At 54.9% G+C, this 22,663-nt stretch carries 19 protein-coding genes; 12 read left to right on the top strand and 7 right to left on the bottom strand.

Annotation, left to right across the window (positions count from 1 at the left end):
• The first annotated feature begins 22 nt into the window (after nucleotides 1-22).
• From EYC98_RS05780 to EYC98_RS05750, 7 genes are all read left to right on the top strand, one after another.
• Nucleotides 23-2,242, top strand: coding sequence for a GumC family protein (locus tag EYC98_RS05780; protein ID WP_279244362.1), 2,220 nt, complete (start codon nucleotides 23-25; stop codon nucleotides 2,240-2,242).
• Between the two features lie 80 nt (nucleotides 2,243-2,322).
• Nucleotides 2,323-2,787: a hypothetical protein gene (locus tag EYC98_RS05775; protein ID WP_279244361.1), complete on the top strand. Its 465-nt coding sequence runs from the start codon at nucleotides 2,323-2,325 to the stop codon at nucleotides 2,785-2,787.
• Nucleotides 2,784-3,884, top strand: a complete 1,101-nt coding sequence (locus EYC98_RS05770) for a nucleotidyltransferase family protein (RefSeq protein ID WP_279244360.1) — start codon at nucleotides 2,784-2,786, stop codon at nucleotides 3,882-3,884. The genes EYC98_RS05775 and EYC98_RS05770 overlap by 4 nt, the downstream gene beginning before the upstream one ends.
• Entirely contained in the window at nucleotides 3,881-5,095 is a 1,215-nt protein-coding gene (locus tag EYC98_RS05765) for a glycosyltransferase family 39 protein (protein ID WP_279244359.1), read from the top strand. The genes EYC98_RS05770 and EYC98_RS05765 overlap by 4 nt, the downstream gene beginning before the upstream one ends.
• Complete coding sequence (locus EYC98_RS05760; RefSeq protein ID WP_279244358.1) at nucleotides 5,092-5,349, top strand: hypothetical protein; 258 nt, start codon at nucleotides 5,092-5,094, stop codon at nucleotides 5,347-5,349. Before EYC98_RS05765 ends, EYC98_RS05760 begins: the two co-directional genes overlap by 4 nt.
• 2 nt (nucleotides 5,350-5,351) lie before the next feature.
• Nucleotides 5,352-6,347, top strand: coding sequence for a polysaccharide deacetylase family protein (locus tag EYC98_RS05755; RefSeq protein ID WP_279244357.1), 996 nt, complete (start codon nucleotides 5,352-5,354; stop codon nucleotides 6,345-6,347).
• Nucleotides 6,347-7,483, top strand: coding sequence for a glycosyltransferase family 4 protein (locus tag EYC98_RS05750; RefSeq protein ID WP_279244356.1), 1,137 nt, complete (start codon nucleotides 6,347-6,349; stop codon nucleotides 7,481-7,483). The genes EYC98_RS05755 and EYC98_RS05750 overlap by 1 nt, the downstream gene beginning before the upstream one ends.
• 11 nt (nucleotides 7,484-7,494) lie before the next feature.
• Here the strand turns inward: EYC98_RS05750 and EYC98_RS05745 are convergent, their stop codons facing one another.
• Nucleotides 7,495-8,517, bottom strand: a complete 1,023-nt coding sequence (locus tag EYC98_RS05745) for an MraY family glycosyltransferase (RefSeq protein WP_279244355.1) — start codon at nucleotides 8,515-8,517, stop codon at nucleotides 7,495-7,497.
• Between the two features lie 123 nt (nucleotides 8,518-8,640).
• A complete protein-coding gene (locus EYC98_RS05740) occupies nucleotides 8,641-9,894 on the bottom strand; it encodes a sulfotransferase family protein (RefSeq protein WP_279244354.1) in 1,254 nt (417 codons plus the stop codon).
• Between the two features lie 231 nt (nucleotides 9,895-10,125).
• Here EYC98_RS05740 and EYC98_RS05735 point away from each other — a divergent pair, with 231 nt between their 5' ends.
• Complete coding sequence (locus EYC98_RS05735; RefSeq protein WP_279244353.1) at nucleotides 10,126-10,734, top strand: DUF4136 domain-containing protein; 609 nt, start codon at nucleotides 10,126-10,128, stop codon at nucleotides 10,732-10,734.
• Here EYC98_RS05735 and EYC98_RS05730 read toward each other — a convergent pair.
• Nucleotides 10,720-11,925 carry a mechanosensitive ion channel family protein gene (locus tag EYC98_RS05730; RefSeq protein ID WP_279244352.1) on the bottom strand — a complete coding sequence of 402 codons (1,206 nt, stop codon included), beginning with the start codon at nucleotides 11,923-11,925 and terminating at the stop codon, nucleotides 10,720-10,722. The two genes, EYC98_RS05735 and EYC98_RS05730, sit on opposite strands and share 15 nt — an antisense overlap.
• 164 nt (nucleotides 11,926-12,089) lie before the next feature.
• Here EYC98_RS05730 and EYC98_RS05725 point away from each other — a divergent pair, with 164 nt between their 5' ends.
• Nucleotides 12,090-12,491, top strand: a complete 402-nt coding sequence (locus tag EYC98_RS05725; protein WP_279244351.1) for a zf-TFIIB domain-containing protein — start codon at nucleotides 12,090-12,092, stop codon at nucleotides 12,489-12,491.
• Between the two features lie 44 nt (nucleotides 12,492-12,535).
• Here the strand turns inward: EYC98_RS05725 and EYC98_RS05720 are convergent, their stop codons facing one another.
• The gene (locus EYC98_RS05720; RefSeq protein WP_279244350.1) at nucleotides 12,536-14,143 is read right to left on the bottom strand and encodes a sulfatase-like hydrolase/transferase; all 1,608 of its coding nucleotides are present in this window, start codon (nucleotides 14,141-14,143) and stop codon (nucleotides 12,536-12,538) included.
• A gap of 130 nt (nucleotides 14,144-14,273) precedes the next feature.
• On the opposite strand from EYC98_RS05720, the gene EYC98_RS05715 reads away from it, so the two are divergent.
• Nucleotides 14,274-16,418, top strand: a complete 2,145-nt coding sequence (locus EYC98_RS05715) for a cation:dicarboxylate symporter family transporter (RefSeq protein ID WP_279244349.1) — start codon at nucleotides 14,274-14,276, stop codon at nucleotides 16,416-16,418.
• On the opposite strand, the gene EYC98_RS05710 is transcribed toward EYC98_RS05715, so the two are convergent.
• Complete coding sequence (locus EYC98_RS05710) at nucleotides 16,415-18,367, bottom strand: acetoacetate--CoA ligase (RefSeq protein WP_279244348.1); 1,953 nt, start codon at nucleotides 18,365-18,367, stop codon at nucleotides 16,415-16,417. The two genes, EYC98_RS05715 and EYC98_RS05710, sit on opposite strands and share 4 nt — an antisense overlap.
• 136 nt (nucleotides 18,368-18,503) lie before the next feature.
• Between EYC98_RS05710 and EYC98_RS05705 the strand changes: the two genes are divergently transcribed.
• Together EYC98_RS05705 and EYC98_RS05700 are read left to right on the top strand one after the other, a co-directional pair.
• A complete protein-coding gene (locus EYC98_RS05705; RefSeq protein ID WP_279244347.1) occupies nucleotides 18,504-19,604 on the top strand; it encodes an AI-2E family transporter in 1,101 nt (366 codons plus the stop codon).
• Between the two features lie 3 nt (nucleotides 19,605-19,607).
• Entirely contained in the window at nucleotides 19,608-20,279 is a 672-nt protein-coding gene (locus tag EYC98_RS05700; protein ID WP_279244346.1) for a potassium channel family protein, read from the top strand.
• Here the strand turns inward: EYC98_RS05700 and EYC98_RS05695 are convergent.
• Complete coding sequence (locus EYC98_RS05695) at nucleotides 20,276-21,793, bottom strand: phospholipase D family protein (protein ID WP_279244345.1); 1,518 nt, start codon at nucleotides 21,791-21,793, stop codon at nucleotides 20,276-20,278. The genes EYC98_RS05700 and EYC98_RS05695 overlap by 4 nt on opposite strands.
• A gap of 77 nt (nucleotides 21,794-21,870) precedes the next feature.
• Complete coding sequence (locus EYC98_RS05690) at nucleotides 21,871-22,596, bottom strand: SDR family NAD(P)-dependent oxidoreductase (protein ID WP_279244344.1); 726 nt, start codon at nucleotides 22,594-22,596, stop codon at nucleotides 21,871-21,873.
• Between the last annotated feature and the right edge of the window lie 67 nt (nucleotides 22,597-22,663).

Here is a 22,663-nt window from a genome sequence, read left to right as displayed (position 1 = left end):
AGCCCGGAGCTCTTACTGACCCATGGCCGCCCCACCACTGAATGATTCCGTGCAGGTAGCACCACTTGCTCCGGAACAACCCTTGGACTTGCGCGCCCTGTTGGCTACGGTACTGCAATATAAGTGGGGCATACTGGCGTTAGCCTGTGCTATGGCAATAGTGGCGGGGTTCTGGGTGTTTTCTCAGCCGCCGGCCTATCGGGCGCAGGCCTCTTTGCTACTGGAGACAGCTCAGGCCAAACTGGTGGGGATTGAGGATGTCTATAGCTCCAACTCATCTCAATACGATTATTACCAGACGCAGTATGAAATCCTCAAGTCGCGGAACCTGGCAGAACGGGTGGTGCGTCGACTGCAACTCCACAAGCACCCCTACTTCGGCTACGCCTCAGCCGAGCCGGAAGCGGCGGACTATGACCTTAACTCACTAAAACCCGCAGAACAGCAACAGCCGCCAGAGCTGGTTAGTGCTGCCGAAGCGGAAGCCAGAGCCATCGCCGGGGTGACTGGTAGCATTGTCGGCGGGCTTACGGTGCGCCCGGTAGACTACAGTTACATGGTCTATCTGCAGTACGAATCTGGAAATCCACAAATTGCAGCAGACATTGTTAACACGCTGGCCAGTGAGTATATAGAAAGCGAACTTGAAACCCGAACCTCGGGCACCGTCAAAGCCACCAGTTGGCTAAATGAACGATTATTGCAGATTCGCGACAAGCTGAGAGTATCCGAGCAGGCGCTGCAAGACTTCCGGGATCGTGAGCAATTGGTGGCTGTCGACGGTATTACCAGCCTGGGCGGCAATGAGCTCACGTACTTATCGACGCGTCTGGAGGAAGCGCGCAAAGCGCGGATCGAGGCCCAGAACGTAAAGCAGGAGGTCAACAATGCCGGTAAGCTTTCTGTAGAAGAGATGCTTACTATTCCGTCTATTCTCCAACACGAGCTGATTCGCGGGCTCAAACAGAAACAGGCGGCGGCGGAAAGTCGGACCGAGGAGCTGGGCAAGCGCTATGGCAGAAAGCACCCGACCATGATCGCCGCCCAATCCGAACTTGATGCTGCCAATCGCACGCTCAAAAGCGGCGTCGCCAGAGTCGTTTCCGGTATTTCCAGAGAGTTTGAGCTGGCCAGGCGCAATGAACAGCTACTGACGTCGCGATGGGAGGAGCAACGCACCGCGGTGCAGGACTTTAATCGGAAGGAGTTTGAGCTGCTTGAACTACAACGTGAAGTAGATACCAACCGACAGCTATACGACGTCTTCTTTACGCGGCTCAAGGAAACCGGCGAAACCAGCAGTTTCGAGCGACCCAATGCGCGCATTCTCGATCCAGCGCTGGTACCAACCGCGGCTATCACGCCCGACAAACAGCGCACTGTTGTTCTCGCCTTTATGTTGGGACTCATGCTGGGTACTGGAGCTGCTCTGCTGTTGGGACACCTCGACGACACCGTCAAAAATCCGGATGACCTGCTGCAAAAAATTGGTATTCCAAGCCTTGGGGTAGTGCCCATAATGCCGGCCGATGCCAAAGGCAGTTTCGAGCAGTACTGGGAAAATACGCAGAACGCTTATGCAGAGGCACTGCGGTCTATTCGCACCGCGCTGGTGTTAAGTAGTCTGGATCGCCCTGCCAAGATTATTGTGCTGACGTCTTCAGTCGAGGGGGAGGGCAAGTCGGCCATCGCCTTGAACCTTGGTGCGGCACTGGCGCAGATGGAAAAAACGCTGATTATCGGTGCTGACCTGCGCCGACCCAGTCTCGCCACACGCTGCGGATTGCGGCCCAACCATAAGGGATTGTCGCACTTTGTTTCCGGCGCAGCTGAACTTGAGGAGTGTATCGAGTTTCTCGACGCCAGCTCCCTACATGTTATGCCTGCGGGACTAATACCGGCCAATCCGCTGGAAATGGTAAGCTCTGATCGCTTTGCCCAGGCCCTGGCGACACTGCGCGACAAGTTCGACCGAATTATTATTGACTCAGCACCATTGGGGGCTGTCAGCGATGCACTGATCTTGTCATCACTTGCCGATGCCGCAATCTTCATCATCAAGGCGAATTCTACGCCGGCCAGCAACGCAAAACGGCACGTGGCGCGCATGCGGGCTTCCAACCTGCCGCTGGTGGGTGCCATACTCAACCAGTATGATCCCCGCAAAGCACAGCAGGCGCAGGGCGGTAACAACTATCTGTATGATGATTACTACTCGAGTCAGTCTGAAAAGCAAAGCTAAGGGGCGCCGCTGCGAACTTCCTCCCCGGGTTGCCGGAGGACCGCAAGCCCTGCAGCATCTATTGCCGCAACCAACGCCGCATGATTAGTCTAAAGCTGCGCCTGCTAGTACTCCTGCCGCTCACACTGCTCCTGCTGTTCGCGCTCTCGCAGACAGTGCGCATGGGCTGGGCAGAGCTTCAGTACAGCGCCATCAGCACTGAATTGAGTTTCTGGCGGCGCCAGTCCTACCAGCCACAGCCGGTCAGAGTAAACCGAGTGAGGCAGCAGCTAACACTGGCCAGACGACTCGATGCGAGCCATCCAGACTATCTGCAGGCCGCCGCTGAACTATTACGCTGGCAGGCACTGTGGGCGACCGACCCGCAGCTAAGCAGCGACTATTTACAGCGCAGTTTCGAGCTGCAGTGGCGAGCACTCACGGCGCGCCCTGGCCATCGCCGAGACTGGAGTCGTTACTTGAGAGAGAAAGCCAGACTGAGCGATTATGACGCCCGCTGGCAACGATCAAGACAACAACTGCAGATGTTGGATCGTTCGCTGTGATTGCTGCCTCGCAAAACCTGTTTCCCTCTGCAACGGCCTTTCGCGATCTGTGCCATTTACTGTCTCCCGACCTCAGGCGGCCCGCGACAATCGAAGGAACCAGAAGACTCGATTGGGGTGCTATCGCCGCATTGAGCCAGAAATATAACGTCGACCCCGCTCTAGGACACATGCTCGAGCAAGGCCCGCTCCGCCATGCAGTGCCCGGCTCTACCCTGCAGACATTGGAAGCGGCATTGCGCGACAATGTGGTCAGAAATCTCAGTATCAAAGCCGCCGCCATCAAAATCAGCCGCGCCTTGAATGACGCCGCTATTACACCTGTTTTCTTTAAGGGGACAGCCGGCCTTCTGACCCAACTACACCCCTCGACGGGTTTTCGCAGACAGCTGGATATAGATCTTATGGTAGCCCCGGACCAAGAGTTCGAGGCGCTGGGGGTGCTGCAAGCACAGGGCTACCAATTCTGTGAGTCGGTTAACACTGACAACGGCATAGAGCTACGCGGGACCAGCAACCCGGACCTTCAGCGGGCTTTACTGCATCAATTTCGGCACCATCACCACTACCCGCCCCTGACCTGCACTGGTCAGGGCTTCAGTCTGGAATTACATCGCCACCCGCTGCCGCGACGCTGGCAGCACCGGCTGACCAGGCAACTGATTGCAAGTCTGCTGGAGCAACACGATAGTCACGGTGCCCGTTTCACAGTACCCACACCGGAGCTGGCTATCGTTATCGCGATACTCGGCAAGTTCGCCAGTGATGGTGGCCGCAGCCGCTACCACTTTCCGCTACCTCAGGCACTGGACTGCCGAGCCCAGCTGAATGCCGGCGGCGCCGCACTTGACGTGACACTAATAGAATCTCTTTGCGGCAGTCATTATCGCCTTTTCCAGCAGTTGCTGGACCAACTGATGGCACCGGAGGCGCAATTATCGCAACCCGATAGCGCAACGCGACGCTTCCTGTACATGATGGATCTTAAACACAGACGACCAAGCTTAGCCGCGCTGATCGACCGCGTCGGCTACCGGCATCAGCAAATGCGGAATCTATTGCGGGACCCGGGCAAACTGCTGAGGCCTAGAGTTTGAGCTTGCCTCCCGCCGACTACCAAAAAAAGCGTGCAGATCTGCTATACCTGCAACGTCTGGTGGTCGCCGCATTGCTAGTGCGGTTAGGCGCGGTAGGCCTGATGTGGGCAACAGATGCCATTCGACTGCTGCGCTTGTCACCCGATTCAGAGCGTTACCATCGGTTCGGTCTGGTCATTATGCAGGAAATGGAAGCCGGCTATTTCAACGGAGCCAATTGGGTAGACAACGGCTGGTTTCAATTTACCGGTTTGGTTTACTACCTATTTGGGCCACATCCGATACTGATTCAACTGCTTAATGTCGGTTTCAGCTGCCTCACAGTCATCGTCGTTTTCAAGCTGGCACTTACCGTATCAAACAGTTCCCGCGTCGCGCGATTGTCAGCATTAATGGTCGCGCTATTCCCTTCCTTTATCTATTGGTCATGCCTGATGCTGAAGGATCCAGTGGCCATTCTGATGATGTCGACGCTGGTATTGGGAACCATTCGTCTGCGCCAACATTTCACGCCGTTATGGTTGGCATTAGTAATATTGGCACTTACGGTTTTTCTGGGTATTCGGGAATATATGTTCTTTGTGGGAATCGGGTTTATCGCCATCAGCTTCATATTTTTCACCCCCTATAGAGTGCCACGTGCTGGCAGCTGGATAGGTCTGGCGACACTGGCGGTGGTGCCGATGCTATACGGGTTCGGCTGGTTTGGTGTGGACTATTTTTCTAACTCTATTTACACCGACCTCGAGTATATCAATCATATACGAGTCAGCATGGGCGACCATGGCTCTGGCGCGCTGTTCGAGCCCGAGGCCATTGCCACTTGGGGTGGGGCCGACCTGTTCGCCGATATCTTCGGTTTTTTAAAGGGAGTCATGTTCTTTTTCATCACCATGAACCCGACCGACATTGGCAGTGTGCGACAGCTGATGGCGTTGCCGGAGGCCATCGTCGGTATCCTCCTGCTCCCGCATCTGGCCAAGGGTTTACACTGGTTATGGCTAGACCGCCACAATGCCTTTCCGTTACTGGTATTTGCATTAGGCGTGATGCTAATGCTGGTGTCAGCCACCACTAACATCGGTGCCCTGTTTCGCTGGCGCATGCAGGTCATGCCCCTGCTGATTATCGCCATTGTCATCGGTATTTTCTGGTTGCGACGCGGTTTCGTCTATCGCATAGCTTGTCAATTAACGGGCCGTGACCTATGAGCAAAGCACTAACCATCGTCCTCGGGCTCTCGCGCTTCTTAATCAAGCACACCTGGTCACGCTGCTTTTATGCCTGGCATGGCGATCGCTGGATTTTACCGTCACCCAGACCGGCAGAGTTGCAACACTCTGCGCGCGCGCGTCGGGCAGGCCCCCTCTGGGACGCTAACGATCCAGGACCCTTGCTCGGTGAAATGGTGAACTACTCTCGCAAGGCTGTGGAGCGTTCACTGGGCCGGATCAAGGTACGCTAGCCATGTCAGGACGCTTTATCATCTCTCTGGACTTCGAACTGATGTGGGGCATGCGTGACAGCCAGCGCAGCGGTGACTACCGCCCCAATATTGTCGGCGCGCATCAGGCAATACCGTGCTTGCTGCAACTATTTGAGCGGTACAAAATTGCCGCCACCTGGGCCACAGTCGGTTTACTCTTGGCCCAGAACAAAACCGAGATGCAGGCAGCCATAGCCAGCGCCAGCGAGGCCACCGAGGGGCAGGATCCGCATCATCACGCGCTAGTCAGCTACGTGGCACGTCAGGTCGGCGACGATGCGCGCAACGATCCTCTGCATTTTGGGGGTGACCTCGTCCAACAGATCATTAGCGTTGAACGCCAGGAGCTGGCCAGCCATACCCTTAGCCATTACTGCTGTCTTGAACCAGGCGCCAGTGCCGCAGGCTTTGTCGGCGACATGACCGCGGCCATCACTTTGTTCGCCCAACGAAACCTGAATGCGCGCAGCCTGGTGTTTGCACGCAACCAGCTCGCCGAAGAACATCTCGCAGCGCTGCCGGCGCTGGGAATCTATAACTTTCGCGGCAACCCTTCTCACCCGCTTTATCGAGAGCGACCCAGCGGAACACTCAACCGCGGCATTCGAGCGCTGCGACTGGCCGACTCGCTACTGCCTCTGACCGGTCCGGCGGACGCCAATGATGAACCTGCTGCTACACCACTCAACCTGCCCGGCAGCCGTTTTCTGCGTCCCTGGAGCCCCAGCTGGGCTGCTATCTACCCGCTGCACCTGCGCCGCATCAGACGCGAAATGACGGCGGCAGCGCGACAGAATAGTGACTATCATCTGTGGTGGCACCCACACAATTTTGGACTCCACCGCCAACGCCAGCTGCACAATCTGGAACAGCTGTTGCAGCATCAGCGTTCACTATCAGAGCACTATGGCTGGCACAGCGCCAATATGCAGGAATGTGGCGAGGCGGTGCAGCAGCCAGCCGTTAGCCCTGGCTGATGAAACCCTGCATCGTTCTATGCGCCAACACCTCCTGGTATCTGTACAACTATCGCCAGGCGACTATCGCCGCACTTCAACAACAGGGCTACCAAGTCATCTGCGTAGCTCCCAGTGATGCCTACAGCCAGCGCCTGCAGGAGGCCACTGGCGCTGATTACCATGAGCTCAAAATGGACAACCAGGGCAGCCATCCGCTCAGCGATGCGTTGCTGATGCTGCGTCTCTGGCGGCTCTATCGCAAGCTACGCCCTTCGGTGGTGCTCCATTTCACTATCAAAAACAATCTGTATGGCACGCTTGCCGCATCGCTACTGGGTATTCCTGCAGTCAATAATGTGTCGGGGCTAGGGACCGCCTTTATGCACGCGGGTATAACCCAGCAAATAGTGCGTCTGCTATACAGAGTCAGCCAACCACGCGCCTTCGCGGTTTTCTGCCAGAACAGTGAGGACCATGATTTTCTCATTCGCGAAGATCTGGTACCGGCTCAAAAACTGCGCCGCATACCCGGTTCAGGGGTCGACATAGAGCGCTTCAGCCCACGTCCGATTAGCAAACCAGAAGCACGACCGTTTCGCTTTCTATTTTTGGGCCGCATGCTAAAGGATAAGGGTGTCTATGAGTTGATCGAAGCCTTTACGCGTCTACAGCAAAGTCAGCCCGCCGAACTCTGGCTGGTTGGCTTCAGTGACGCAGCCAACAACAGCGCTATCGGTGCGCAGCAACTGAAGCAATGGGACAGTCTGCCTGGCATCACCTGGTTTGACGCTACAGACCAGCCCGAGGAATTCCTGGCGCAATCCGACTGTTTGGTGCTGCCATCCTATCGCGAAGGCTTACCGCGCTCACTGCTAGAGGCTGGCGCTATGCAGATTCCGGTCATCGCCTGTAACGTACCCGGCTCCCGTCAGGTAGTAGAACACGGCCGCACCGGGCTACTGTGTGCTCCTGCAGACAGCGACAGTCTGCACCAGGCATTACTCGAAATGAGCACCACCGACGCTAACCAACGCCAACAAATGGGAATAGCTGCCAGGCAGCATGTAGCGGAAAACTACAGTCAACAGTTAGTGGTGACAGAATACCTCGCGGCCATCACCGCGGCACTGGCTGAAGACAACCAGGCAATCTGACAGGAATAGCATCAGGCAGGCTCATGCGTGGCACAAATGCGCTCCAGGCCACGGGTAACAAACAGGCAGTGCAACAGAAACATCAGATGATAAAGCAGCAGGCTGACACTGGCCGGCAATGCCTCTAAGACCAGTCCCAATCCGGCGCAGCAGAGCGCGTAAGCTAGCAATAGCAGCAGAACCTGACGCGGTGAAAACCCTGCGTCCAGCAGCGCATAGTGTAGGTGCAGGCGATCAGGGTGCAACGGACTCCGCCCCTGACGCATGCGGCGCAGCATGGTTGCCAGCATATCCATCAGCGGCACGGTCACCAACCATAACGCCGTCACCGGGGCAATCAACGCCGCCTGCCCCTGAGACAGGGTGACCAATGCTGCAGTGAGCAAAAAGCCCAATGTGACGCTGCCGGCATCACCCAGAAATATCTGCGGTAGCCAGACCCTGTTAGGGCCTAGGTTAAATAGCAGAAATACCATCACCGGCACCGCGATAATAAGCAGCGCAGGCAACATGGGGTGACCCGCCTGCCAGGCCAGAAACGCCAGTAACAGCAATGGGATCAATACCAGTCCCGCCGCCAGTCCGTCGAGACCATCAATCATATTAAAAGCATTGCACAAACCCGCCGCCGCTAGCGCGGTCAGGGGCACACAGAGCAGCAATAACTCAATAGTACCGAAAGTCAGTAGATCGCCCACCTGGATAATCGCGATGCCCGCAGCGGTGGCCATCAGTATTCCGCAGAAGTAATGCACCCCCAACCGCAGCCATGGATTAATATGCAGCGCATCATCGATCACACCTATAAGGAATAGCAAAGCTGCCACCCAGAGCAGCTGTTCGGAGAAAACGGTGACCTGCTGCGTAACGCTGATTAGCACCACGGTCAGGAAAATGGCGATGCCACCGGCCAGCGGAATGTCACCGGCGTGATCCTTACGGCCACCAGGCACATCCATCAGACCCAATCGACGACAGACAGTGATACTGCAGTAGGTCAGCAGCAAAGAAAAAATCAGCGCTTGAAGGATCAATCTTTCACCCAGAGTAGTCTTTTAAAAGCTGGTCACGGCAGCTGCCATTAAAACATAGGCGGTAAACCCAGAGCTACTGCGTGCGCAGGAAGAAGTGTCAGATCTAACAAAAAAGAAACAGTACTACTGTTTTAAGGGCTCCTGGGCCACCTTAAAATAATCGGTGTAAAACGCGAACTGCTGACGAATATCGTTTTCATTCATACCGATATCCTCAAGGTTGTAACTGTGTTTGCCATGCTTGTCAGCCGGATTATCATCAAGAAATTGCCGCATTCGCTGTTCCGCCACGGCATCAAGCTGCAAACCAAAATGTTGGTAGGCTCTGCGCACCGTGCCCACCTGATCGCTAACAAAATCGCGAAAGTGCAGATCGATCACTTGCGCATCCTGCAACAAACCCTGCTCTCGCACCTCAATCATCTTACGATACCCAAGTTCCAGCCCGGCACTGTACCCCCGCGCTATTTCCGCGACGTCCACCGCATCACTGGCAAGACCGCGCAGCGTGGCCACCAGACTGGAAATAGAAACCAGAATCCGCGCCGGATCACGATGTGTCTGCACAATTCGCGCGTCCGGATACTCCTTCAGCAGCTGGTCCATATGCCAAATATGCTGCGGCGATTTCAGGGCCCAGCGCTGACCCGGAGCTTTCCACTGCAGCACCTGCAGAAAACGCCGGTGCTGACGCAACGCCGCACTCATATCAGCCTCCATAACCCAGTCCTCATAACTGGGAACACGAAACTGCGTATTGAATATCATCGAGGCAAACTCGTGCGAAGTAATGCTCACGCACTCCTGCGCTCGCTGCGCCCCCATCGGATGCATTTTCTTGAATTCGGGAATGAACTGATCAACACGCGCCAAGTCAGCATCGACGCGAGCGATACGAGGATCGCTGTTATAGGTTGCAGTCTCTGGCGGCGGCATCGGGTACGCCGTTTCCCAAGCCATCGGTACACGATTAGCGGGGTCCAGCGCCAACAGATCGTGAAATATGGTGGTGCCGGTACGCGGCGGACCGACCACAAATATCGGCTGGATTACTGGCGCTGCCTCAATTTCCGGATGCTCCGCACACAGGGCCGTGATCTGCAGACGGTTTTGCAAGGTTCGCTGCAGGTCAGTGCGCGCTATCAAACGACCGAATGTCGTCAACTTACCCTCGCTACTAAGGCTTGCAAGCAGTCTGTCCAGATTCGCAATAAACTCTTCTGTACCGAAATCGCTGCTACCGGCAGCCGTAGTTGCTCTTTTCAGCAGGGTGTCGCGGTCGAGCCCGATCAGCTCCACTCCCATTCCACTAGCCAAAGCTCCCAGCCGGTTCAAAGCGCGCAGCGCCAGGGGGAATTGTGCTTGATACGTCTTCACTACTACCTCCGCCGACGCCGTCGGCTAATTGATAACACTCCAGCTCCGCCGCTATTTCGGGACCACAGCTGCAACTGCCGCAAGTCCCAAAGATAGCACGTCAGCGTTGTATCCATGATATTCTGACCGCCATGCAGGGGCGTGGTTGAATTAATCGTACCCAGAGCCCGACAGTCTCTTTCACTGCCGCCTCGCCAATACAAAATTCGCACCTATTTTGGAGAAATCTACATGAACATAGCTAAATATCCGTTGCGCCTCGCCTTGCTAGCGCTGCTTGGAACATTCATCACAGCGTGCGCCAGTGCGCCACCCGAGCCCACCGTCGACTTTAAATCTGACTACGATTTTTCGCCTAACAAGACCATTAGTTTTATGCCCAACTCCGGACAGGTTTCCGGTGATCTCTCCGGTCGTTACATCAGCGACATCACGCGTGATCGCATCGACCTGGCTATTCGGCAGGTTGCAGAAGCCAAGGGCTACCAATTTGTCGATGACGCGCAACAGGCTGATGTACTGCTAACCTGGCATTTGGTGGGTCAGGACAAGACCGATGTCCGCACGACTAATACTGGCAGTAGTTACGGTGCTTCCTACGGACGCTATGGTGCTTACAACCGTCATTCCATGTACTCATGCTGGAGCTGCGGCGGCACGGAAACTACCGTACGCCAGTACACACAGGGCACCTTTATTGTAGACCTGATCGATCCCGAGCTGCAGCAATCGGTCTGGCGCAGCGTCATCGAGAGCAAACTGAAGGACAATGCTTCTCAGGAGCAGGCAACCTACGACCAGGCAGCTAATCGTATTCTGGCCGCACTACCCGGGGTATAACCGCGCCAGGTCTGAGCCGGCAGGGTGCTGATAAATACGCAGCCCAAACTCAGGGATGATCGCCAGCAAGTGATCAAAGATGTCGGCCTGAATACCCTCATACTCGGACCAGGCCGTGGTGCTAGTGAAGCAATAGAGCTCAATAGGGATACCTTCGGGTCCGGAGGGAAGCTGCCGCACCAGCAGCGTCATATCCTTGCGCACCTGCTCGTGGCTCTTCAGATAGCAATAGATGTAAGCGCGAAAGGTACCGATATTAGTTAAGCGGCGCTGGTCGACCGTCTGATTGCGAGCGTCATTGTAACGGTCCAACTCGTTGGTTTTACCGTCGAGATAATCTGTCAGCAACTCGAAACGGCGGCAGCTGGCGGCCTCATCTGCGCTGAGAAAATGCACGCTGGTCGCATCCAGGCTCAAGCTGCGTTTGATACGCCGTCCGCCAGACTCCGACATACCGCGCCAATTTTTGAAAGAGTCGGAAATCAGGCGATGTGTTGGTACGGTGGTGATGGTTTTGTCAAAGTTTTGAACTTTAACCGTATGCAACTCAACATCCACAACATCGCCGTCAGCACCAAACTGCGGAACCTCAATCCAGTCACCCACACGCACCATATCCTGGGCGGATAGCTGTACGCTCGCGACCAACGACAAAATGGTGTCCTTGAACACCAACAGTAACACCGCCGTCATGGCGCCAAAGCCACTCAAAAGGATAACCGGCGAGCGATCCATCAACGCAGAGATAAACAACAGCATGGAAACGATGATGATAACGATCTGTAACAGCTGAACGAAGCCCTTCATGGGACGCTGCCGCGAAACCGGACTTGACTCATAAATATGATTCAAGGCGCTGAGTATCGCCGTCAACGTGAAACAAACCACAAGAATCATATACGCGGAAGTGACGTTCAGCAGCACCTCCGTAACGCCCGGCTCCAGTATAGGCATCCAATTAACGCCAATATAAATGATGAACGCAGGCACCATCTGCGCCAGACGCCGTCCGACGCCGAACACAATGAACGAATCATCCCAGGTATGTGCCGTCTTTTTGGCAACCACATGCAAGGCCGCTACAAATATATTGGCCGCCACCCAGTAAGCAATCAGAGCCACTGCTATCAATAGCAATAACAGCCCGGCATCAGGCAACAGGGGATGGATATCAGCTAACTGTTTGAGCATTGTTTTTCTTCAGTTCAGGGCGTTTGTCGATTCTAGCATGAGGTCACAGCACCGCCAGCCACCGGTGCCATCCAAGGTCGAGCGAGTATGGCATTTTTCGGCTATACTTTTCCCCTGACTCGCCTAAAATACAAGGCTCCGGTAAACGACTAATAGGAATAACAATGGAATACAATCCTGATACTCATGCGCTGCAGTGCCCCAAGTGCCGCCATGGCATGCATGAAGTAACCTATGGCAACCTCACCGTCGACCGCTGCACAGAATGTCAGGGGCTGTGGTTTGATAGTGGAGAAGCTGAAGCTCTTAAAGATCGCTGGATGGGCGAGGCGCTGGATACTGGCGATCGTGAAGTCGGCAAGAAGTGGAATGAGATTGAAGACGTAGAGTGCCCACGCTGCGGTGACTGCATGGAAAAAGCCTCCGATCCCAACCAAATTCACATCTGGTATGAGGTCTGCAACAAGCACGGCATGTTTTTTGATGCCGGAGAATTTACCGACTACAAATACGAAACCTTGCTCGACAAGTTTCGCGGCCTGATTACCGGCAAGCGACCTGGCTAGTGCGGCTCCCTGTGGCCACCCCCGGTGGCCACAAACCCCAGCTGCTACTTACAGATTCCTCCGCCAAGCACTCGGTACGGCTCACAATTATAAATGAGCCGACCTGCTTCGCCGTGCTGCCAATCCAGAGGCACCAGAGCGTAAGGCGGAGGCATACCCGGAGCAGGCTGCGCCTGCAATTTATCCAGCCCAATGGGATAGGTCGCCCAGTCCAGCGGCCCGCGCCAGCCAGGCGGCGGCACTAACTCTGCCCGCGTACCCGCTACCGGATATAAACTGCGCCAGTGATGAATCTCCCGCGCCAGCTCGGCAACCACTTCAGGATACTGAGTCGCCAGATTATTGTACTCAAAGGGATCATCCTTGATCCGAAACAGATGATTAGTGATCTGCACGCTGGAAAGGCCGTGCACCATTTCCTGCACCAATTTCCACTCGTCGTTAAATGCGGTCAGATTGAAGCGGCCCTTTATCGGCGTCTCGGAGCCAAAAAACAGATAATCCTGACGCGGCATGGCTACACCATCACGGATCGCCGGTAACATATCGCGACCATCGAGCGGGAATTCAGTCTTGGCGTCGATACCCGCCGCACTTGCCAAGGTCGGCAACACGTCCATCATTGACATAATTGAGGTCATTTTTTGCCCGGCCTTGAGCTGCTCCGGCCAACGCATCACAGACACAACACGAATGCCTCCCTCAAACGTGTCCCCTTTACCGCCCCGCAGCGGCACGTTGTCAGCACCACCGGTTGCGTAAGCAGCACCGCCATTGTCCGAGAAGAACAGCACAATAGTATTGTCGGCAATACCTTCTGCATCCAGGGTATCCAATACCTGTCCTATCGCCTGATCCATACCATCAACCACAGCGGCATACATGGGCCGCGCACTAGGCCGCCCCGAGAGTCGACTGATCATGCGGCTTTGATCCGTATTGAGGCTGCGGGCGGGCTCACGGTCATCCGCCATATCGGCGTACTTGTCCTTCAGATCCTGTGGCGCATCCAGCGGTGTATGCGGGGCAATAAACGGCATATAGACAAAGAATGGCTTACCTTGATCACGCTCACGTATATAGCGGCTAACTTCATCGCCGAGCAGGAAAGTTTCATAACCCTCCGCATCGATAGAAACACCATTGCGCTGAAAGTCCTTGCCGCCCTGATTGGCGAAGGGCGGAAAAAACCCAACCTCGGTATGCAGATGACCATAAAAGTGCTGGAAACCACGCTCATTGGGATGATAGGTCTGCTGCGCATGGCCTAGATGCCATTTGCCTACCATCGCTGTCTGATAACCCGCATCCAGGAATAGCTCGGGCAGGAAAGTCTCCTGCGGATGCACGCCCGTGGTATGCCACGCCATGATCACGCCATAGACAATACCCAGCCGCATCGGGTCGCGGCCGGTCATCAAACCCGCTCGCGTCGGCGAGCAGATGGGGGTGGTATAGAAACGGTCCAGCTGCACCCCTTCTGCCGCCAGCCGATCCAGCGATGGTGTCTGAATCACCTCGTTGCCGTGATAACCCACGTCCGACCAACCCAGGTCGTCTGCCACGATAACGATGACATTGGGTGGTGCCGCCCACCCCTTGGTTGTCAGCAGCAGCAACAGAAATAGGCTTCGAGCCGTCTTATTATGCATAGTAGTTCCCCCTGATCGCAGATTATAACTCCATAGGTGAGAGCACAGAGTAAACAATGTCCCCTAGCGCGCGTTGGTTTATTTACCCAGCCCGTTCTATCATGTGGCTTTTCCTGATCACAGTATCGCTATGGGTCTCTCTACTCGCATTTTCATTGGCTTGGGCGCCGGCATTTTGACCGGTCTGTTCTTTGGCGAATCCGTCGCAAAACTGAAGATTGTGGGCGACGTTTTTATACAACTGCTACAAATGACCGTGCTGCCCTATATTGTGGTGTCTCTGATAGCGGGCTTTGGACGTATGGATATGGCCCAGACCCGCACTCTGGTTATTCGCGGCTCCGCCGTGCTAGCGCTGATCTGGGTACTGGCCCTGATACTCATCTTCGTCGCCGCGCTGGCATTCCCAGAGCTAAAATCCGCCAGTTTTTTCAGCAGCCCTAATTACCCAGAAGCGGCAACCAACGATTTGCTCAGTCGCTACGTACCGGCCAATATCTTTTACTCACTGACCAACAACCTGATACCCGCTGTGGTTCTGTTCAGCATATTGCTGGGCGTGTCCCTGATTTCCGTGAAAGACAAGGACCTGGTCATAGGCATTTTCGACGGCCTTAGCGAAGCCATCGGACGCATCAATGGGATGATCGTGCAGCTTACTCCGATCGGCATCTTCGCTATCGCAGCCGCAGCTGCGGGCACAATGACCGTAGAAGAGCTCGGCCGGGTGCAGGTTTACCTAATAACCTATATTGCGTTATCAATGCTGGTGACCTTTTGGATATTTCCCGGCCTGGTGAGCGCGGTATCCGGAATTCCTTACCGCGAGGTATTAGATACCTTCAAGGACGCACTGGTCACCGCCTTTGCAACCGGCAATCAGTTTGTCGTGTTACCCCTCATAGCCCAAAACTGTAAGCAACTGCTGGCACGCCACCAGGTGCCAGAAGAAGAATCGGCAGCAGCTATCGATGTGATTGTACCGGTATCCTTCAATTTCCCTTCTCTGGGAAAAATGCTGGTCTTACTGTTCGTTCTGTTTGCAGCATGGTTTACCGATACCGACATAGACGCCCAGCAGCGCCTGACCCTGGCTTTCAACGGGCTGTTCAGCCTGTTTGGGAGTATCAATGTGGCGGTTCCCTACATGCTGGATATGCTGCACGTTCCCATCGACATGTTTCAGCTATTTATGGTGACCGGGGTTGTGGTAGGTCGCTTTGGTGCGATGCTGGCTGCACTGCATATTATCGTGCTCAGCGTTATCGGCACGCTCGCCATTTGTGGCAGGCTGCAGCTGAGTTGGAGCGCCATGCTGCGCTATTTGGGCATCAGCGCTGCAGCAGTGTTTGCCATGGTGCTGGGCCTGCGCGGCTATTTTGAATTGTTTGTACCGGCACCGCCTGCGCATGGCGCGGTTCTGGCAGAGTTGACCATACCGGAGACCGACGTTGAAGCTACCGTCTATGAATATGCAACCAGCCCGCTGCGGGTGTCAGAAAGCGAGAATCAGCGTCTCAACGACATCATTGATCGGGCCGTATTGCGGGTAGGTTATCGCGAAGCAAACCTGCCCTGCACCTACCTCAACGCCAATCGCGAAGTGGTGGGTTTTGATGCGGATATGGCGCGCGCCATGGCCATCGACCTGGGTGTGGACATCGAGTTCGTGCCGTTCCGCTTTGATCAGCTGGGATGGCAGCTCGATACCAGTCAGATAGATATCGCAATGTCCTGTATTGCAAGCCTGCCGGACCGCTATCTGGATGCCACCTACTCAGCCTCCTACCTGGACCTCAAACTCGCTTTCGTGATTCCCGACCACGAGCGCGGCCTCTTCAAGCTCAGTTCCGAGGAGCTGGCCGAGAAGGAAATTCGTGTCGCTCTGGTCAGCAGTCAGTATTTCTTGCCAAGGCTAAAGAAAATTTTGCCAAGGGTTGAGGTGATTCAGCTGGAGAGCGCAGAGGAATTTTTCAGCAGTGAACAGCCTCCCGCCGATGCGCTGCTGCTCACGGCCGAAGAAGGCTCTGCTTATAGCTTCCGCTACCCGGGGTACACCACAATACTGCCAACTACTCCGGTAGGTATTCCCGCCGCCTATGCCCTGCCGCGCAATAATAGCGAATGGACTCGGTTTGTGGATAACTGGGTCGACCTGAAGCGCAAGGACGGCACCGTTGACGATCTCTATCAATACTGGATGAAAGGCGGTGCCGCCGCGCCGCGTCAGCCGCGCTGGTCGGTCATCAGAGACGTGCTGGGATGGGTCGATTAGTCCTGCTGTAGACCGGGTAAATCACGGTACAGCGCAAGCGCCTCTGGATTAGCCAGAGCATCCGTGTTGTTCACTGGCAGCCCGTGCACAACGTTACGGACCGCCAGCTCCACAATTTTGCCACTGATCGTGCGCGGGATATCCGTCACTGCAATAATTTTTGCCGGTACATGGCGGGGCGTCGTATGCTCGCGGACAGACTGCCTGATGCGCGCCTCAAGGGCCTCATCCAGGGCCTGTCCGACAGCCATCACGACAAACAGTACGACTCTGACATCATCGCGCCACTGCTGACCGATAACGATACTCTCCTGGATTTCCCTGAGTCGCTCCACCTGACGGTATATTTCTGCAGTACCAATGCGCACGCCGCCGGGATTTAGTACAGCATCAGAGCGCCCATGAATCACTAGACCACCGCTGACCGTTATCTCTCCGTAATCTCCTTGAGCCCAGATTCCGGGAAAGCGCTCAAAGTAAGCACTGCGATATTTATCACCTTCCGGGTCATTCCAAAACATAACCGGTGCGCAGGGAAAGGGGGCGGTGCACACTAACTCACCCTTCTGCTCGCGGACTGAACGACCCTGCTCGTCCCAAATTTCTACCGCCATGCCCAGACCCGGCGCCTGAATTTCGCCAAGATGCACGGGCAGCACCGGACAACCGCCAACAAAACAAGACACTATATCCGTACCACCCGATATAGAGGACAGGCACACGTCCGACTTGAAGTCACGATAAACAAACTCAAAGCTCTCGTGAGACAGCGGCGAGCCAGTAGACAATATCGTCCGTAAGCTGGAGAGATCATGTGACTGCGCAGGTTTAAGCTCGGCCTTTTCCAGCGCCGCCAGATACTTGGCACTGGTGCCAAAGATGCTGATTTTCTCGCTGTCGATTGCATCCAGCAAAAACTGACCTTCAGCGGCAAACGGTGAACCATCATAAAGTAGCACTGTGGCACCGCTAGCCAGTCCCGATACCAGCCAATTCCACATCATCCAACCACAGGTACTGAAGTAGAAAAATACGTCCTCACGACGCAGATCAACCAGCAGTTGGTGCTCCTTCAGATGCTGTAGAAGGGTTCCGCCAGCACCGTGGACAATGCACTTGGGCACCCCGGTGGTGCCGGATGAATACATAACATAGAGCGGGTGGTCAAAGGGCAACTGTTCGAAAACCAGCGGCGCAGGCGCGGGGTCCAAATAATCCGCATAGCAAATAGCGTCACGAATAGTTCCCAGATCGGGGGCGGCGGACAGCACGGGCACTACGACAACACATTCGATACTGTCAATCTGTTGCGCGATGTTGGCCAGCCGCTCCAGTGAATCGCAGGCTTTACCGTTATAGAAATAGCCGTCGCCACCGAGCAGTACCCGAGGCGCGATCTGGCCGAATCGGTCAAGTACCCCGCTAAGGCCAAAATCAGGGGAACAGGATGACCAGATGGCACCAATACTGGTAGCTGCCAGCATGGCGACCACGGTCTCCACAATATTGGGCATGAACCCCGCCACACGATCGCCCTGGCGCACGCCGCTGGCTCGCAGACTGGAGGCCAACTGCTCTACCTGCGCGTACAGCTCGGCATAGCTTAGCTCACGTCTGGCACCGGATTCGAGCAACGATATGAGCGCAGGCCTGTCGTCGCGATAACGCAACAGATTCTCAGCGAAATTCAGCCGTGCCTGTGGAAACCATTTCGCACCGGGAAACTGGTCGGCATTAGCCAGCACCTGTTCACCGCGCGCGGAGCTGATCACTGCGCAATAATCCCAGACCTCACGCCAAAAATTCGACGAGTCCGCAATAGACCACTGATACAATGCGTTAAAGTCGCCAAGCGCTAAGTGCTGATGCTCATTCACCCACTCACGGAAGTGGGTAACCCGCGCTGCCGCAACGCTCTGCTCCGAGGGTGCCCATAATTGTCTTGTCATCGCAATCTACTCTGTGCCGCTACAGCTCGCATCTGCAGTCAGGTGCCTGACCCTACCCCGCACACCAACCGCTTTAACAGTGTCCCAGTGCCGCGCAATTGTCTATGATCAAGGCAGATCTGTACAGGAACCCACCGTGAAGCAGTCCACCGAAGACCACGTTACCCGCTCGATAGAAATATTTATCCGCCTGGGGCTTATTATTGCCTTGGTTATCTGGTGCTTTCAGATTCTTCAGCCTTTTATCACGACTATTGTATGGGGCATGATTATTGCTATAGCCCTACAACCACCTTTCAACTGGCTGCTGGCACGCATGGGTTACCGCTATGGGCTGACCGCCGCCATCTTGACGGTTATTGCGATGGCAGCTTTGCTCACTCCTGCCATCGAACTCTCTACCGCCATGGTGCAGTCTGCGAGCAACCTTACCGAGAGCATTCGCGACGGCAGCTACGAGGTCCCGCCCGCACCCGACAGTGTGCGTGAATGGCCCTTCATTGGCGATCAGGTACACACGGGGTGGAGCCTTGCCAGCAACAATCTGCAGGCCGCGTTGCAACAGTACTCGCCGCAGCTGCGCAAGGCAGCAAGCTGGACGCTGAGCACGGCGGCAGGCGCTGGCCTTGGCCTGCTACAGTTCGCTATTTCGATTATCGTTGCCGGGTTTTTCCTGGCTTACTCAAAGAATAGTGCCGACTTCGCGCGCCGACTCGGGCGACGCTTAGCGGGCGAAACCGGAGAAAAATATGCCGCACTGGCCAGCACTACCGTGACCAGTGTTGCTCAGGGGGTGTTAGGCGTCGCCTTCATACAGGCATTGCTGGCGGGCATAGGTTTCGTCGTCATGGACATTCCCGGCGCCGGGCTGTGGACATTGTTGGTGCTAATTCTGGGCATCGTGCAGCTGTCACCCGGTTTGATCATTATTCCCACCGTCATCTACGTCTTCACCACGGCTTCTACCCCGGTCGCCATCGCTTACCTGATCTGGGGCATCGCTGTCGGTCTGGTAGACAATATACTCAAGCCTATTTTACTGGGCCGGGGAGTGCCGGTGCCCATGGCTGTCATATTCCTCGGCGCAATCGGAGGCTTCATTACCACCGGCTTTGTCGGACTGTTTGTGGGTGCCGTGGTGATGGTGATGGGCTATGACCTGTTTATGATCTGGCTGACGGCGGGCGAGACAGATGAGGCCATCGAAGCCATCGAAGCCGCACCGAAACAAGGATAGAACATGTCTGCTACCAGCCCCACAGAACGCGATAATTTCATTTGGCTATTGATTGCTCTGGTGACGCTGCTATTTAGTGGCGCCCTTATGCAACAACTGGAACTCGAAGATGGCGCCAGCCTTATCAATATAAGTATCAGCTTCACGCTGCTGGTGGCGGTATGGTCGATGGAGCGCCGCAAAGCCTGGTACCAGTCTCGCATTGGCCTGACAGTATTTATTGCTGCAATCGGCATCGGAGACTACTTTCTGAATAGCGCTGGCCTGAGCCTGCTACAGCTGATTTTTATTTTCAGCTTTTTCAGTTTTACCACGTTACTCGCCTGTCGGCAGATCTTGTTCCAGGGTTCGGTTGACCTGAACAAAATTATTGGCGCCATCTGTATTTATATTATGATGGGACTGACTTGGGCCTTTAGTTACTTGCTGGTAGAAGAAATATTCCCTGGTTCCATGCTCGGTTTTACCGAAGCCGACTGGCATGCCAATCTACAAGATGCCGTTTATTATAGCTTTGTCACGCTCACCACACTGGGCTATGGCGAAATCACCCCGGTGCAGCCGCTAGCGCGCTTCCTGGCTTACATGGAGGCGCTCACCGGTCAATTTTATATTGCGATTTTGGTCGCCAGTCTTATCGGAATTCGACTGGCAAAAATCAGAGATGGTGACTAGAGCTGTCTTTCCAACGGCAGCAAACTATACAAACCCACCTGGAAACGTCGCCACCAACTGCTCTCCGGCTCCTTGCTAAAATAGACCTCCTCCCCATCACGCAGCGCACCCCAGCGTAGATTCCCCTGCTCATTGATAACGACCTTATAGGCATTCACTTTCAGTGAGTCTTGAATTTCTGTGGCCAATTCTTCGGACAATTCCGCGGAATCAATGATGATGCCCATTTCTGTATTAATATCGATGGAGCGCGGGTCGACATTGAGTGAACCTACAAACAACCAGCGTCGATCTACCATAATCGCTTTGGTATGTAAGGTGGTTTTCCTATCGGTTACGCGTCCGCCACCACTGGCACTGACCTCCATCACATTGACACCTGCAGCGACCAGTTGCTTACGATAGCGGCGATAGCCAGAATGCACTGCTACATGATTGGTGGCGGCCAGCGAGTTCGTCAGAATGTTCACACTGATGCCGGACTGCTGCAGTGCAGCAAGGCTCTCGGCCAGCCCGTCATGGGGAATAAAGTACGGTGAAAATACCATCACTTCTGTTTCGGCCGCGCGCAGCATATCGCCAAGCGACGATGCCAGCTTCCTGAATTCAGGCGAAACTGGATTAAGCAGCTTATCGGGATCATCGGAGATCACGTGCGCCTCTGCCAAGTAAGCTGTCTCACGGCCATCCATCAGACGCGTGATCAGACCGTCGGAGTCGGTATATTCACTGCCGGGGTGAGCGCGCTGGTATTCCTGAACCTCAGACCGAAAGGCTTCCAGCTCTTCCGCACTGGTACGGTCATCAAGCGCTTCCATGGGCACGCTCAACTGATGATTCCAGAAGTCATCAAAACTGTCGCCGACCTCGGCTATCAGTCCGCCAAAACAGAGCAATTCGAAGTCCCAAAAAACAACGTCTTCGTTCATATCAAAATACTCAGCGGCGATATTGCGTCCACCAATAATCGTGGCATGCCCATCAACAGTGAAAGACTTGTTATGCATACGCCGATTGGCGCGACTGAAGTCCAGCAGGAAGTTGAGTGACGAAATACCGCCGCGGGCCACCGGGTTAAAAAGTCTAATATGGACATTCGGATGCGCATTAAGCATGGCCAAGCCCTCGTCTCGGGCGGTGGTAAACACGTCATCCAGCAGTAAGCGCACGCGCACGCCCCGATCCGCCGCGCGAAGCAGGGACGCAGTAAAAGCAATACCGGCAGCATCGGGTTTAATCAGAAAGTATTGGGCATCAATGGTAGATTGCGCTCGCTCCGCCAGTTCAAGACGTATGTCCAGCGCCTCCGCGCCATCTTCAATTTCATAAACGCCCGTATCCTCACTCGCATCGGCAATGTAATGCGCACTGAGTTCGGCCAACCCTCCAGAGGTTGTTGGCAGGTGCTGGAATGACTCCATACGTGGCGCGTCAAATGGCACCGAGGTACAGGCGCTCACCAGTAATAGGGCTAATCCCAGCCCGGTAGCACGCAAGTTATCTATCGACATCATTTTCAACGCAGTCCACCACCTATTCGAATCCTTCGCTCACTCTAGCATCCACACGTTTATCAATTCCAGAGCGGCCACTAAAAGCTTTCCTGGTGGGTTCGTAAATCCAGTTCGTGAGTCCAGGCATTGCGGGGCTGCCGATATAGATGCATATAGGCATCAACAATACCCTGTAAACCAATCAGTCCCTCTTCGCCCTGTTCGGCGTACCAGTCGGGGACCAACTTCTCTATCTTTTCGCCATAGATACCGCCATCAATAACGACGTGGCCGACATGTACGCCCTGTGGTTGAAATTCACGCGCAAGACTTTGCGCCAGGTTACGCAAGCCACCTTTTGCTGCGGTAAATGCGGCATAGCCTGGGCGCCCGCGCATGGAGGCGCTGGCTCCAGTAAACAACAGGCAGCCTGATTGCCGCGCAGCCATCGCCCGCAATGCTTCGCGGGCGAACAAAAAGCCACCGTAGCAGGCAATTTTCCAGCACTTTTCAAAATGCCGGGCCTCAACCTCGAGGAAACTCCCGGGCATATTATTACCGGCATTGAAAATCGCCAGATGCACTGGGGCAATCGACTCCGCCGTGGCAATTAACTCAACTACCTGAGTTTCCTCAGTAACATCACAGACCATCGCGGTGGCCTCACCACCTGCAGCCGTAATGGCAGCAACCACTTTATTTAACTTCTCCAAAGTGCGTCCGGCCACCACAACGTGCAAGCCTTCCTGCCCGGCGCCCAAACAAAGAGCACCACCTAAACCTTGCAGAGGACCTACCCCTGCAATCACAGCTGTACGTTTCACTACCGCTACTCCCATCTTGATTAACGTGCCACTATGTTAGCGGTAACATCGAAATTGTGCTTGATCA

Origin of the sequence: Candidatus Litorirhabdus singularis (assembly GCF_026262625.1) — a bacterium.
Classification (GTDB): Bacteria; Pseudomonadota; Gammaproteobacteria; order Pseudomonadales; family Halieaceae; genus Litorirhabdus; species Litorirhabdus singularis.
Note: the sequence above shows the minus strand (reverse complement) of the source record. Positions and strands in the feature narration are given on the sequence as shown.

Bases quoted from the DNA above. Each gene is read 5' to 3' on its own strand.
- EYC98_RS05780 (WP_279244362.1), top strand. From the start codon at position 23: ATGGCCGCCCCACCACTGAATGATTCCGTGCAGGTAGCACCACTTGCT.
- EYC98_RS05775 (WP_279244361.1), top strand. From the start codon at position 2,323: ATGATTAGTCTAAAGCTGCGCCTGCTAGTACTCCTGCCGCTCACACTG.
- EYC98_RS05760 (WP_279244358.1), top strand. From the start codon at position 5,092: ATGAGCAAAGCACTAACCATCGTCCTCGGGCTCTCGCGCTTCTTAATC.
- EYC98_RS05755 (WP_279244357.1), top strand. From the start codon at position 5,352: ATGTCAGGACGCTTTATCATCTCTCTGGACTTCGAACTGATGTGGGGC.
- EYC98_RS05750 (WP_279244356.1), top strand. From the start codon at position 6,347: ATGAAACCCTGCATCGTTCTATGCGCCAACACCTCCTGGTATCTGTAC.
- EYC98_RS05735 (WP_279244353.1), top strand. From the start codon at position 10,126: ATGAACATAGCTAAATATCCGTTGCGCCTCGCCTTGCTAGCGCTGCTT.
- EYC98_RS05730 (WP_279244352.1), bottom strand. From the start codon at position 11,925: ATGCTCAAACAGTTAGCTGATATCCATCCCCTGTTGCCTGATGCCGGG.
- EYC98_RS05725 (WP_279244351.1), top strand. From the start codon at position 12,090: ATGGAATACAATCCTGATACTCATGCGCTGCAGTGCCCCAAGTGCCGC.
- EYC98_RS05720 (WP_279244350.1), bottom strand. From the start codon at position 14,143: ATGCATAATAAGACGGCTCGAAGCCTATTTCTGTTGCTGCTGCTGACA.
- EYC98_RS05715 (WP_279244349.1), top strand. From the start codon at position 14,274: ATGGGTCTCTCTACTCGCATTTTCATTGGCTTGGGCGCCGGCATTTTG.
- EYC98_RS05710 (WP_279244348.1), bottom strand. From the start codon at position 18,367: ATGACAAGACAATTATGGGCACCCTCGGAGCAGAGCGTTGCGGCAGCG.
- EYC98_RS05700 (WP_279244346.1), top strand. From the start codon at position 19,608: ATGTCTGCTACCAGCCCCACAGAACGCGATAATTTCATTTGGCTATTG.
- EYC98_RS05695 (WP_279244345.1), bottom strand. From the start codon at position 21,793: ATGATGTCGATAGATAACTTGCGTGCTACCGGGCTGGGATTAGCCCTA.